Annotated in this window: 10 protein-coding genes and 1 pseudogene; 2 read left to right on the top strand and 9 right to left on the bottom strand. The window is 74.8% G+C overall.

The window, feature by feature from the left end; all coding sequences use genetic code 11:
• Positions 1-59: 59 nt before the first annotated feature.
• The 6 genes from FHX32_RS18185 to FHX32_RS18160 all read right to left on the bottom strand — a co-directional run bounded on the left by FHX32_RS18185 (position 60) and on the right by FHX32_RS18160 (position 8,226).
• Positions 60-2,882, bottom strand: a complete 2,823-nt coding sequence (locus FHX32_RS18185; protein WP_167184342.1) for a DUF5682 family protein — start codon at positions 2,880-2,882, stop codon at positions 60-62.
• Positions 2,879-3,991, bottom strand: coding sequence for an ATP-binding protein (locus tag FHX32_RS18180; protein ID WP_167184339.1), 1,113 nt, complete (start codon positions 3,989-3,991; stop codon positions 2,879-2,881). The genes FHX32_RS18185 and FHX32_RS18180 overlap by 4 nt, the downstream gene beginning before the upstream one ends.
• A 15-nt stretch (positions 3,992-4,006) precedes the next feature.
• The gene (locus FHX32_RS18175) at positions 4,007-5,332 is read right to left on the bottom strand and encodes a VWA domain-containing protein (RefSeq protein ID WP_167184336.1); all 1,326 of its coding nucleotides are present in this window, start codon (positions 5,330-5,332) and stop codon (positions 4,007-4,009) included.
• Entirely contained in the window at positions 5,329-6,729 is a 1,401-nt protein-coding gene (locus FHX32_RS18170; protein ID WP_167184333.1) for a hypothetical protein, read from the bottom strand. Before FHX32_RS18170 ends, FHX32_RS18175 begins: the two co-directional genes overlap by 4 nt.
• Positions 6,729-7,196 carry a hypothetical protein gene (locus FHX32_RS18165; RefSeq protein WP_486481236.1) on the bottom strand — a complete coding sequence of 156 codons (468 nt, stop codon included), beginning with the start codon at positions 7,194-7,196 and terminating at the stop codon, positions 6,729-6,731. Before FHX32_RS18165 ends, FHX32_RS18170 begins: the two co-directional genes overlap by 1 nt.
• A gap of 307 nt (positions 7,197-7,503) precedes the next feature.
• Positions 7,504-8,226: a DUF1223 domain-containing protein gene (locus tag FHX32_RS18160; RefSeq protein WP_167184326.1), complete on the bottom strand. Its 723-nt coding sequence runs from the start codon at positions 8,224-8,226 to the stop codon at positions 7,504-7,506.
• Positions 8,227-8,368: 142 nt separating this feature from the next.
• Between FHX32_RS18160 and FHX32_RS34540 the strand changes: the two are divergent.
• Positions 8,369-8,473, top strand: a pseudogene (locus FHX32_RS34540) (ATP-binding cassette domain-containing protein); the annotation flags it as partial.
• A gap of 332 nt (positions 8,474-8,805) precedes the next feature.
• The gene (locus FHX32_RS34535; RefSeq protein WP_208419141.1) at positions 8,806-8,997 is read left to right on the top strand and encodes a hypothetical protein; all 192 of its coding nucleotides are present in this window, start codon (positions 8,806-8,808) and stop codon (positions 8,995-8,997) included.
• A gap of 81 nt (positions 8,998-9,078) precedes the next feature.
• Here FHX32_RS34535 and FHX32_RS18150 read toward each other — a convergent pair whose 3' ends face one another.
• The 3 genes from FHX32_RS18150 to FHX32_RS18140 all read right to left on the bottom strand — a co-directional run bounded on the left by FHX32_RS18150 (position 9,079) and on the right by FHX32_RS18140 (position 12,800).
• A complete protein-coding gene (locus FHX32_RS18150) occupies positions 9,079-9,954 on the bottom strand; it encodes a hypothetical protein (RefSeq protein ID WP_208418849.1) in 876 nt (291 codons plus the stop codon).
• 84 nt (positions 9,955-10,038) lie between these two features.
• Positions 10,039-11,820, bottom strand: coding sequence for a tetratricopeptide repeat protein (locus FHX32_RS18145; RefSeq protein ID WP_167184323.1), 1,782 nt, complete (start codon positions 11,818-11,820; stop codon positions 10,039-10,041).
• Positions 11,821-12,416: 596 nt separating this feature from the next.
• Positions 12,417-12,800 (bottom strand): hypothetical protein, encoded by a 384-nt coding sequence (locus tag FHX32_RS18140; RefSeq protein WP_167184319.1) that lies wholly within the window; start codon positions 12,798-12,800, stop codon positions 12,417-12,419.
• Positions 12,801-12,808 lie beyond the last annotated feature (8 nt).

Genomic DNA, 12,808 nt, shown 5'->3' with positions numbered 1-12,808 from the left:
GGCAGCGCCAGCCGGCCCGCAGTCGAGGTTGCCGGCGGACCACGGCGCTCGATCTGCCGTCACCCCGACGCCCCCGCCAGGAGCACGGCGAGAGCGTCCGCGGACGTCGGGTGTGCGGCCACCAACGCCGCCGCGGCTCCGGAGCCGGCCGGCGGAGCGTCCCGCCGCCACTCACCGACGCAGCCGAGCAGCCCGGCCACCGCGTCCAGCGGCTCCGGATGCCCGGCGAGCAGCGCGGTCACCGGACCGGCCGGGGCCGCCGGTACGGCCGCCGCCGGCTGACCGGTGGCCCGCCACGGCGGCACCCAGGCGTCCAGCGCGGCCAACGTGCCGGGGAAGGTGCGTTCGGCCTCGCGGACCAGTCGGGGCACCAGGTCCGGCCCCTGCTCCCGCAGCGTCGTGATCAGCGTGGGCAGCCAGGGCAGCAGCACCGGATCCGGCAGCCGGGCGAACGCCGTCGACATCGTCTCGACCACGAACGGCGCCAGTCCCGGCGCCGGCTCCAACGCGTGCACGAACCCGGACAGGTACTGCGGGAACGCCGGCACCACCAGCGGGTTCGCCAGCAGCTCGGCGCAGCGCTCCCGCAGCTCGGCCAGGGGCAGCAGGCCGAGCTGGTGGCGGGACGCCCAGAGCAGGGCGACCTTCGCCGGCGCCTCCGGGTGGGATTGGGCGACGGCCAGTTCCAGCTGGGACCGGTCGCAGCCCAGCGACAGCGCGAGGCTCTCCATCCCGAACAGGAAGCCCAGCATGGCCCCGACCTGCCGGGCCCCGGTCGCCTCGTCCACGAACGCGGTCGGCAGCAGGGTGCAGTAGTGCGCGTACCCGGTGGTCACGAACGCCTCGCACCAGGCCGGCAGCCGCGCCGCGGTGGTCCGGTGGTGGGCCAGCAGCCGGCGGATCCGCCGCAGCACCTCGGGGGCGTCGTCCACGGTGCGTTCGACGGAGAGCAGCTCCACGGCCCGCGCGCCGAGCTCGTCGACCAGACGCGGGCTGTCGAGCAGCCGGATGGCGTCCTCGACCGCGGCGAGCGCGGTGGCGGCGGTCGCGTCGGCCCCGCGGACGGAGCGGCGCAGCCGCTGCTCGAGAACCTGTTCGACGGTGACGCCCTCGTACCCCAGCTCGATCAGCGCGCGCTGGTTGCGGCCGAGCGCCAGGTCCCAGCTCTCCTGTAGCGACCGGTGGCCCAGGCGCCGTTCGCCCATGATCGGGCGGACCGCGTCGGCGGGCAGCAGGTGCCGCAGCATCCAGAGCAGGTCCGAGCAGGCCGGCAGCGCCGGGTCGGCGCGCAGGTCCAGCAGGGCCCGCTGCACGGTCCGCTTCGCCAGATCCAGGCCCAGCGGGCGGAGGCGGTCGAGCACGTCGCGGGCCAACGGGGGAAGCGAGTCGTAGCCGACCTGGCCGATCCGGTCGCCGCCGAGCAGGATCTCGCAGAGCCGGCGGACGTCCCGGCGGCCCGGCACGACGTCCTTCTCGATGCAGGTGACCGCGGCGTCGGCGAAGTCGTACGGGGTGGGCCGGGCCCGGTTGCGCAGCCCGGCGAGCAGGATCGAGGTCTCGAACACGGCGATCGCGTCGGCGGTGCTGGCCAGGTACCCGTTGCGCCGGGCCAGCCGGACGATGTCGACGCACCAGCCGCGCAGCTCCGCCTCGTCCAGCTCGTCCGGTGCGGGCGGCGCGGCCAGGAAGCCGCTGAGCCGGTCGCTGGCCGGCGGGGCGGGCGCCGGTGCCACCGCCCCCCGCCCGCGCCGGCTCCGCTTCGTCCCGCCCCGCTGGCCGTCGAGCCGGTACGGGACGAGGCCGTCGCGGCTCAGCGACTTCGTCCAGGCCGCCGCGGCGATCGACACCGAGCCGGGGGCGAGGCCGAACTGCGCCTCGATGGCGGAGTGGCTGGAGGGGATCAGCCCGTACCGCCACCGGGTGCCGGTACACGGGCTGATCGGGAAGTCCGGCGCGGTCGAGTCGAGGCCGAACTGCTCGACCGGACTGGCCGCGTGGAACGCGCCGCACACGTACAGGCAGTCGGCCGGGTCGGCGCCGGAGGCGGTCAGGTGCTGCCGGATCCGGGTCCACATGTAGCGTTCCCGGTCCTCGTCCCGGTCCAGCCGGTCCGCGTCGGTGGGTCGCAGCCGCCGGAAGAGGCTGCCGATGAGCACCATCACCTGCCGGTAGGTGTCGTGGTCGGCGGTGGCGAGCGGCCGCTCGACGTACTGGTCCCACCACTCCGACCAGTGCCGCACCTTGCCGTGGTGCAGCAGGTACGCCTCCAGCTCCGCGAACCGGGGTCGCAGGTCGCCGAGCTCCACGCCGACCGCGTCGCCGTGCAGCGCCGCCTCCTCGGCCGTCGCCTCGGCGCCGCCGGCCGCCGGACCGTCGGCGGCCGGGCCGGCCTCGGGGCGGGGCGTCCACTGGAAGACGTGGTCGGTGGAGCGGTCCACCAGCACCAGCTCCACCCCGGGGGTGTCCAGGGCGTACGCGATGGCCTGGTATTCCGCGGAGGCCTCGGTGATCGGGGCGACGACGCTGAGCGGGGCCCACTCGGCGGGGAAGCCCGCCAGCTCGGTGGCGAACGCCTGCACGGCCACCGGCAGGCGGCAGTTGCGCAGCTCGGTCAGCAGCGGCTGGAGATCCTCGCACAGCTCCAGGTAGACGACCTTCGGCTGCTTGGCGCGCAGCCGCCGGAGCATGGCCAGCGCGGAGGCCGGTGAGTGGTGGCACACCGGGAAGATCTCCAGCCGTTCGCCGAGGGCCCGGTCGACGTCGTCCACGATGCCGGCCAGGATGCCGGCGAGCGCGTCGGGGGAGTCGGCGAAGGCGGTCGCCGCGTCGGTGAGCTGTTCGCGCAGCGCGCCGAACAGGCCGGCATCGGTGGCGGCGGTCACGACAGCGACGCGATCGCCTGGCGGCCGCCGTCGAGGAAGCCCGCCCAGTCGCCGCCGTCCTGCTTGGCCCGCGGCTCGACGACCCCGTGCAGGTACTTGTTGAGGATGGCCAGGTCCTCCGGGCTGCGCCGGGCCAGCGACCCCATCAGCGACCCGGCGAGGATCTCCGGGCGCAGGGTGCGGTCGCCGAAGAACTGGCTGTGCAGGATGGCGTCCTCCAGCACTCCGATCTGCTCGGCGGTGGACAGCGCCGACTCCAGCTTCTCGTCGTCGCTGGCCGCCGAGGCGGCCGCGGCCCGCAGGTCGGCGAAGCTCTGCAGCAGGATGTCCAGCAGGGTGGGCGGTACGTCCAGGTTGATGTGGTGCCGGCGCAGCAGCTCCTCGGTGCGGAAGCGGACGATCTCCGCCTCGCTGCGCTTGTTGGTCACCACCGGGATCCGGACGAAGTTGAACCGCCGCTTCAGCGCCGAGGACAGGTCGTTGACGCCCCGGTCGCGGCTGTTCGCGGTGGCGATGACCGAGAAGCCGGGCTTGGCGAAGACGATGTTGTCCCGGTCCAGCTCGGGAATCGAGATGTACTTCTCGGACAGGATCGAGATCAGCGCGTCCTGCACGTCGCTGGTGGAACGGGTCAGCTCCTCGAAGCGGCCGACCACACCCTGCTCCATCGCGGTCATGATCGGCGACGGGATCATCGACTCGCGGGACTGCCCGCGGGCGATGACCATGGACACGTTCCACGAGTATTTGATGTGGTCCTCGGTGGTGCCGGCGGTGCCCTGCACGACCAGCGTGGAGTTGCGGCAGATCGCCGCGGCCAGCAGCTCGGCCAGCCAGCTCTTGCCGGTGCCCGGGTCGCCGATCAGCAGCAGCCCCCGGTCGGAGGCCAGCGTGACGATGGCCCGCTCGACGAAGCTGCGGTCGCCGAACCACTTCTGCGGGATCTCCCGGTCCAGGCCGTCGGCCCGTTCCGAGCCGAGGATGAACAGCCGCACCATCCGCGGGCTCAGCCGCCAGGAGAACGGCTTCGGGCCGGTGTCGACCGACTCCAGCCAGTCGAGTTCGTCGGCGTACTTGACCTCGGCGGGGGCACGCAGCATGTCGGACATGAGGGGGTAGGTCTCCTAGGTGAGGAAGCTCTTGAGCTCGAAGACGAGTTTGCGGATGTGGCCGGAGACGACCGGGGTGCCCAGGTCCTTGAAGCGCTGCCGGAACCATGGGTTGACGCTCTGCTGGCCGGAGCTGGTGACCGAGCCGACGGGGATGAACCGCACGCCGGAGCGGTGGACGGCCTCGATCCCGTCGAACAGTGGCTGCGACCGGTCGAACTCGTAAAAGTCCGAGATCCACACCAGGACGGTGTTCCTCGGCTCGACGATCTTCGGGCGGGCCATCGCCATCGCGACCGGCCCGTCGTTGCCGCCGCCGAGGTTGGTGCGCAGCAGCACCTCGAACGGGTAGTGCACCCACGGGGTCAGGTCCAGCGCCCTTGTGTCGTACGCGATCAGGTGCACGTCCACCTTGGGCAGCCCGGCGAAGATGGACGCCAGGATCGTGCAGTTGACCATCGAGTCGACCATCGACCCGGACTGGTCCACCACCACGATGAGCCGCGCCGGCGTGGTGCGGCGAGCGGTCTGCCGGTAGTAGAGCCGGTCGACGTAGAGGCGCTGGTCCTCCGGGCTCCAGTTGGTCAGGTTCTGCCAGATGGTGCGGTCCAGGTCGAGGTTGCGGAACACCCGCTTCGGCGGCACCGAGCGGTCGACGGTGCCGACGCTGGTCTGCTCCACCTGGGTGCGCAGCACCTCGGCGACCTCGTCGACGTAGCGGCGGATCAGCGCCTTGGCGTTGGCCAGCGCCACTCCGGACAGGTTGGCCTTGTCCCGCAGTAGCTGCTCGATCAGCGACATGCTGGGGGTGAGCCTGCTCGCCAGGTTGGGGTCGGCCAGCACCTCCCGCAGGTGCATCCGCCGGACCAGGTCGCCCTCCAGCCCGGCGAGCGTGCCGCCCAGCTCGCCACCCTGCCGGCGCAGCTCGCCGGGCGCCGCGCCGAGCGCCTGCTCGAACCAGCCGGCGTCGGACTGCCAGCGGGCGAGCTGGCCGGCGCTGACCGACCCGGAGCCGGTGGCGAACACGTTCAGCAGCAGCTTCGACACCAGCGCCGCCCGGCGTACCTCGGTCGGGTCGGGCCGGGTGGGGCGGGCGGCCGGCCCGTCGTCGCTCGTGGTGAGCAGGCCGCGCAGCTCGTCGGCGAGCGCCGGGAAGCGCTGCACCACCGTGTCGACCGAGACCGCCGGGTCGAGCAGCGCGGCCGGCAGGCCGAGATCCTCGACGACGGCCATGCTCGCCGACTCCAGGGCGGGCTGCTCGTCCGGGCTGAACAGCCGGGCCAGCAGCCGCCAGTAGAGGACCTGCCGGCGGTTCTCGTCGTCGCGTCCGGTCCCGGTCATCGGCGCAGCAACCGTCCCGCGCGCTCGCGCAGCACCGCCACGGCGTCGCCGGCCTTCGCCTCGGCCTTCGCGATCTTCGGATCGGTGATCCCGCCCGCCCAGTCGCCGTTGTGCGCCTCGGCCACCTGCCGCTTGCTGGTGAACCGGACGGCGAGGGGGTGCAGGAGCCAGCGGCCGTCGTCCCAGCGCAGCAGGCCGAGGCAGGCTGACGAGCCGGCCACCCGGTCCCGGGTGAGCGGGCCGCTCGCCGGCAGCCGGTCGGCGGCCACCGCGACCCGCTCGCCGTCGAGGTCGAGGACGAGCCCGCCGTCCTCGTCGCGTACCGGGCCGCCCTCGATCAGCACCGGTTCGGCGATCGCGGCCGGGTGCCGGTCCAGCGGCGGCGTCGACGCGGCGGCCGCCGACCCGAGCAGCACCCGTGCCGTCGCGAACGGGTCGGTCGGCTCGCCCAGCTCCGCCCGGCTGTCGTCCCAGCGCAGGTCACCGCCCTGCAGTGGCAGGTCGGAGACCGTCACGGCCCGCCGCTCGGCCAGCGCCCGCAGCAGGGTGGGCTGCCCCGGGAAGAGCCGCCAGATCGCCGGCCCGACGATGGTGGCCACCTTCGCGGCGCCCACCGTGGCGCGGACCAGTCGGGGCGTCCCGCCACCGGCCGGTTCGAGCACCGCGTGCAGCTGGACCTGCACCGCGGTGTCGTGCTCGTGGACCTCCACGCCGAGCGGCAACAACCGCCCTGAGACCAGTTCGGCCTCCGCCGGTGGCCCGGCCGGCGCGCCCCGGGTGAGCAGCATGGCGCGCGCCCACAGGTCCGCCCAGCGCCGGACCGGCACCTGCGGCATCGCCGCCACCGGTACGCACGCCCGCAGCTCGGCGGCCAGACCGTCGAGCAGCACGGCGAGCCGACGCGACCCGGGCTCGGCCAGCGCGGCCTCCACCGGCGCCCCGGCGGCCGACACCAGCTCGTGGTCGACGCCGCGCCAACCGGTGAGCGCCACCTCGTGCAGCCAGGCCCGCGCCGCCAGCAGGGCGGGGGAGACGTGCGTCGCGCCGGCGGCCATCCCGGGCCACGGCGACCGGTCCCGCCCGAGGGCGTCGTCGAGCTGCCCGAGCAGGGCGTCGTGCGCCGCGCCGAGCAGGGCCGACCGCGCCCCGGCCAGGACGGCCAGGTGCTCCTCCGCGACCGAGCCGGCGGTCACCTTGCCGACCGCCTCGGCCACCGGTGCACCGAGCGGGGTGTCGGCCACGGCGTCGGCCAGCGCCGCCAGCGCGGCCACGCCGTCCTCGCCGACCCGGGCCAGGCCTCCGGTCAGCACGTCGTCGAATCCGGCGACCATGTCGAGGGCCTCGGTCAGCCCCGCCGGCACGTCCGCCCGCAGCCGGGTCGCCTGGTGCGCCAGCATCAGCCCACCGCCGCGCTCGCCGGGAACCACTGCAACTCCGGCAGCGGCGCGGTGCTCTCCGGCACCTCCAGGTAGGCCAGGTGGCGCAGGAACCGGCTGAACACCACCGCGGCCGGGCTCGGCTCGTGCCGGGGATCCATCCGGGCGAACAGCTCGGCGCCGGTGTCCACCCCGTCGCCGACGTCCACCCGCAGATAGCGGGCGACCGGCTCGACGCCGTACTGGAGGATCGCCTCGTCGGCCAGCGCGTGCAGGTGCTTGCAGGGGTTGCCGCGCAGCCCGCCGCACGGCCGGTTGTTGTTGGTGCTGCAGTGGTAGGCGTGGGTGCCGGCGGCCACCGACGAGACGTACACCCGCTCGATGTCGGAACCGCTGGACACCACGCCCTGCAGGCACCCGTCGGCCAGCTCGACGAAGGGCACCTTGGCCAGTCTGCGCGCCCGGGCGGGTGGCACCACCCGCAGCACGCTTCGTCGTCGCCACGAGGCTTCGACCGCCTCCGTCATCTCCGACCTCCCCGCCGGAGACCGGCTCCGGGCAGGGTGCTGCCCACGCCGGCCCACATCCGCGCCGCTGTGACGACAGGGATCATGGACCACCGGTACGACATCGCCACCACCGCCGGCCATGGTGCGGGACGGGGCGGCAATCGGTCACTGCTCGGCCTCCGCCACGCCAGCGGGGCGCGGCATCGGAAGGCCGTCGGGGGAGCGCGGCCACCGGACCGGGGGCGGGGTACCCGCCCTCAGGCGGGGTCGCCGCCCGGCGCCGCTCTCATCCAGCCGCAGGGGCCACGTCGACGGCGGCGGCGCCGACGACGGCGTTGTCACCGGCGTTCTGCAGGTAGCCGACCACCGAGGCATGCCGGGGATCGAGGTCCGGCGGCACCGCCAGTTCCAGCCGTCCCCGCTCGGCGTCCGGACGCACCGAGGAGAAGGCGCGGACCACGTTGTCCTGCCGCAGCGTCCGCCCGGCGTTCTCGCCGTGGGCCACCTCGCTGTCCAGGCCACGCTCCACGACCGCCACGTTCAGCACCGCCGGAGTCGGGACGGTCTGGTAGTCCACCAGCACCCGGTCGCCGCCGGGCGAGGCGGCGACCGACAGGGTGAGCGGCGTGCCGGGACCCGCGCTCAGCGCTGACGCGATCGCGGTGGCCGCCTGTCGTCGGTCGGAACCGACGAATTCGACGGTGCCGTTGACGACCATCTGCGGGGTGTACAACCGTCCCGAACCGAGGGCCCGCGCGTACGCCTCCTGCCGGGCGGTGTACGCCGCGTCGGCGAACCGGTCGGGCCAGCCCAGGTAGTCCCAGTAGTCGACGTGGAAGCCGAGGGCGAACACCTTCAGCTCCCGCTGCCGGGCGTCCCGCTCGATCTCGGTCAGCACCTCCTCGGCGGGTGGACAACTCGAGCAGCCCTGGGAGGTGAACAGTTCCACCACGGCGAAACCGCCGTCCGCGCGGGCATCATCCGACCCGGTGCGCGTTGGGTCCGTCATCGGCCGTCTCCTCCGTCCGCGCCGCTCGCGGCACCCCGATTCCCGTTCCGGCCCCGACCATGCCTGCCCGCGGGCAGGCCCAGCTCGTTGCCGACCCCTCCGGGCGGTGCGCGGCGGGCGAACCATCTTTGACGACGTCACCATGGCGGTGGCGCCCGGCGCCCGCTGGGGGGTCGTGGGCAAGAACGGGTGCGGCAAGTCGACACTGCTCGCCATCCTGGCCGGCGGGTTGGCCCCGGACTCGGGGAGTGTGCACCGGTTCGGCAGTCTCGGCCTGGTGGAGCAGGAGCTGAGCGCGGCGGGCGGAGGCACGGTCGGCGACGTGATCGACGTGGAACTCGCCGCGGTGCGACGGGTCCTCGCCGCGTTCGAGTCGGCGTCTGCCGCGTTGGCCAGGGGCGAGACGGGCGCCGCCGGCGCGTACGCCGACGCCCTGGCGGCGGCCGAGGCGCTCGACGCCTGGGACGCCGACCGCCGGGTCGACGTCGCCCTGGCCGGCCTGAACGCCGTGACCGACCGCTCCCCGGCGGTTGGCCGAGCTGTCGGTGGGGCAGCGCTACCGGGGTACGCCTCGCGTGCGTGCTGGGCGCCGGTCACGACTTCCTGCTGCTGGACGAGCCGACGAACCACTTCTCCATCGCCCTGGTGGAGGAACTGGCCGAGGCCCTGCGGAGCACGCCGGCCGCGGTGGTCGTCGCCACGCACGACCGCCAGCTGCTGAGCGACCTCGACGCCTGGCCCCGCCGGCACCTCGGCGACGAACCGAGGTGATCCGGCCGGCCGGGCGCCGGCGGCTCCCGGCGCGCCGCCTCCCGTGGCGGCACGCCGGGCGGCACCGATTCCGATCGGGGGTCAGGACCGGCTGGCGGTGAGCAGCAGCGGGGTGCCGACCCCCTGCCGGGCGCTCAGATCGGCGAGGAAGGCGCCCAACCAGCCGAGCGCGTCCAGGGACCACTCGGCGAGCGTGCCGTGGAAGGTCGCCCGGTGCCGGGACGGTCCGTTCCAGAAGCCGTCGTCGAACGGCGGGCGCACGGACAGCGGATCGTGGTCGGTCAGCGAGTACGACTCGCACCGGAACACGTCCTGGTCCAGCCGGCTCAGCCAGTCCCGCAGCCGCGGCGCGGCCGGGGGGACGGACGAGGCCTGCCCGCTGTCCAGGGTGATCCGCACCGGCGTCCTCGACCGCGGATCACCGTCGCGGAACCAGCCGGCGCTGAGCAGCGACGGCGACAACGCGGGCTCCGGGCGAGCCGCCGCGGCCAGACCCTGGACGGGCAGGAGCACCTGCACCGCCCGCAGTCGAAGGGTGCCGATCCGCGCCACCGCGTCGCCGGCGCAGCGCAGGAACGGCTGCACCGGCAGCGGCCGGTCGCCGGTCACCGGTTCGGCGCCCACCTGGAACCAGGCGACCAGGGACGCGCCGGGCGCGGCGAGCGGATGATCCTCACCGGCGTCGTTCATGCCCCACAGGCCGGCCGCCCGGAGGTCCGCGTCCCCGGGGTCCCCGGCGGCCCGGCCGTCGAGCCACCCCATGGCGAGCGACCGTTCGTGGAACAGGAAGTACGGATCCAGGTCGGAGTCCGGGTTGCGCCACGGGTGCCGGGACAGTTCGCCGTACAGCGCCGCGAACAGGGTGCCCGCCGGCGAGCGGGCGCCGGGTGCCAGGCCGGGGCGGGCCTGCTCGTCGTGGCCCGTCATCGGGATGTCCCAGGTGGCGGTGGCATCCACCGACCCTATCCACCCGGGCGGCCCGTTCGTCGGCGCGTCAGCGCGACCGGGCCGGGGCGGCTGGTCGCACCAGATGCCGCGGGTTCAGCCGCGCCAGCGGTCGTTGACCAGCCTGGGGCGCAGGACGGTGTGAACGAGCGCGCTGGTCCGCCACCACGCGGCCGCCACCGAGGCCCGGGCGACGTCGGCGGTCGCCCGGAGCGCCCCGGCCCGGCCGTGGTCCGCCAGCAGCCGTCGCCTCGTCCGGGCGGCCGCGGCCCGCTCCGGCGCGCGGCCGCTGCCCCCTGGCACCTCGGCCCACCGTTGTACGGACTCGGTCGCGGCGCTCAACGCCTCCGCTCGCCGGCCGGCCGCCGTCAAGCAGGTGGCCAGGGTGTGCAGGGCGCCGGCCAGGACGGCGGCGTGGATCGCCGGTTCGGCCCGGACCATCCTCCTGGCCACCGCCACGGCCTCGGTAGCGGCCTGGACCGCGCCGCCCCGGTCGCCGGCGTCCCGGAGCTGCTCGGCGAGGTTGCCCAGCACCTCGGGCAGCTCGGACTCCAGCGCGGCGTCCGTGGCGACCGCGGGCCGGAGCACCTGGACGGCTTCCTCCGCCGCGGCCACCGCGCCGGCCGCGTCTCCGGTCCGCGCCCGGCATCGGCTCAGCTGGAGCAGGGCCACCGAGAGCGAGGGATTCCCCATGTCGTCCGGCGCGACCGCGAGCTCCCGGTGGATGGCCACGGCCTGGGTCGCCGCGGTACGGGCGGCGTCCACCTGGCCGGTGGCGAGCAGGGCGCGGGCCAGCTCGGTCAGCGCTCCGCCCAGCATGGGACGGATCCGCCGGTGCCGGCGGGCCAGGACGACGGCGAGCGCCGCCGCCCGCCGGGCCTCCACGTGCCGGCCCGCGTCCGCCAGCGCCGTACCGAGGTAGGTGAGGCTCTGCACGAGATCCGCGGCGCGTTCCTCGACGCTCGCCGGATACCGCCAGCGGTTCGTGACCCGGTCGATCGGGCTGAGGTAGGTCTCCTCGAGGCGTTGCAGCCGTCGGCGGAAGGGGGGCACGGTGTTCAGCGCCCGCAGGAGAGTGCGGGCGACGGGATCGTGCAGGGCGAGGAACCACACGTCGCCCAGCTCCATCGGTGAGAGGTCCATCCGGCGTCGGCGCATCCGCATGGCGGCCTGGAACGCGGGCAGCGCCTCGGCCCGGCGTCCGGCCCGGTGCGCCACGTGGCCGCTGACCAGTTGCGCGTGGCTGAAGTCCGGGCTGGGGTGGGCACCGCCGAACTCCCGGTACAGCGCGATCGCCTGCGCTGCCAGCCGTACCGCCTCGGTGCGTCGCCCGGCGGCCGACAGGTCCGCGCTCAGATCGACCAGGGCGCTGCCCAACCGGTTGCGGGCGCGGTGCCGCAGTTGGCCGGCCGGGCTGCGGTCGTCGGACGGGTCGACGTCGGCACTGAACCCGCGGAGGATGTCGGTCGCCCGCTCGCGGGTCGCCGCGGCCTGGCTGTAGCGGCCGGCGTACGTCTGCACGGCGGCCAGGTCGGTCAGCACGGTGATCCGGGCCTCCGGGTCGGCGTTCTCGGCCAACCGGTACGGCGCCAGCCGGGTCTGCACGGTCGCCATCGCGGGTAGCAGGTCGGTGTCCTCCGCGGCCTCCAGGTGCTCGGCGAGAGCGGCCAGCCGGCGGGAGCCGAGCCCGGTGAGCCCGGCGACGGCGCCGATCGCCGCGTTGCCGGCGGCGAGGATGACGGCCGGACGGTCGTCGACCAGGCGGAAGAGGCACTCCGGTCCGACGTGCGGCCACCGTCGGGCCGCCGCGGCGAGCATTCCCACGGCCCGGGGCGACCAGGCCGGCGGCGCCGGCTCGTCGGCCGCGCCGAACAGCACCGCGGCCGATCAGCAGGACCCGGACGGGCAGGCCGGGCTTCTGCAGCAGTGAGTTGCTGAACAGCCAGGTCAGGTGACTGAGCGGCCACTGGTCGGCGTAGTCGACGATCACCAGCAGGCCGACCGCGCCGTCGGCGCGCAGATCCTGGCTGTCCGCTCCCGGGAGCACCGTACCCGGTCCCTGGACGGCGACGAGCACCTTCCAACCGCCGGCCACCGACAGCTCGGCGAGCCGGGCGGCCAGTCGGGTCTTGCCCTGCCCGCCCGGGCCGTGCAGCCACCGGGCCCCCATCGGCGCCTCGCTGTCCCGCCACGCCTCCAGCGCGGCGAGGTCGTCCTCCCGCCCGGTGAACGGGACCACCTCGTACCGGGCGTTGAGCATCCGGCTCGGCGCCTCGCGCAGCCAGTCGGACGGCACGGCCGGGGACGGCTGCCAGTTGCGCAGCACGAAAAGCGGGATGCCGTCGCCCCACACGTGCAGGTCCCCGCCGATCACCCCGGCGGCGTTACCGCCGTCGGCGTGGACGTCCTGCCGGTACGGCGTTGGGGCGGCGGTCGGGTCGTCCGGAGCGCCTGCCTCCGTCACCGGCTCCGCCTCACGCTTCCGGGCCGGTCGGGTCGCCGGTCGGCCGAGGTGGCAACTGGTGGTGGATCACGTCGCCGTTCATCGCGCCGTACGCGGCGGCGCCGGGGGCGCTGGCGCTGATGATCTGGGTCTGCGGGACGGTGGTGGACTCCCGGGACCCGGGCCGCCCCTGCCTGAGTTGCCGGCCGGTGAGGACGACGCCGATCACGCCGACGACGAGCGCGACCAGCCCCACGACCATGCTCACCACGTCGGCGGTGTTCGCCTGGACGTCGAGCGGCTGGCCCAGGAAGACCCGGGCGGTCTTGACGGTCCCGACCGACAGGCCGGCGAGGCCGACCACCGCCGCGGCGATCGCCGCCCACCGGACTCTCCGTCTCGCACGGCTGTCCATCGCATCCT

The sequence above is a fragment of the Micromonospora sp. CNZ280 genome, from assembly GCF_011759515.1.
The sequence above is the reverse complement of the archived record's forward strand: the minus strand, read 5'-3'. Positions and strand labels throughout refer to the sequence as shown.

Coding starts and splice junctions, on each gene's coding strand:
- FHX32_RS18180 (WP_167184339.1), bottom strand. CDS start 3,991: ATGTCCGACATGCTGCGTGCCCCCGCCGAGGTCAAGTACGCCGACGAA.
- FHX32_RS18170 (WP_167184333.1), bottom strand. CDS start 6,729: ATGCTGGCGCACCAGGCGACCCGGCTGCGGGCGGACGTGCCGGCGGGG.
- FHX32_RS18175 (WP_167184336.1), bottom strand. CDS start 5,332: ATGACCGGGACCGGACGCGACGACGAGAACCGCCGGCAGGTCCTCTAC.
- FHX32_RS18140 (WP_167184319.1), bottom strand. CDS start 12,800: ATGGACAGCCGTGCGAGACGGAGAGTCCGGTGGGCGGCGATCGCCGCG.
- FHX32_RS18160 (WP_167184326.1), bottom strand. CDS start 8,226: ATGACGGACCCAACGCGCACCGGGTCGGATGATGCCCGCGCGGACGGC.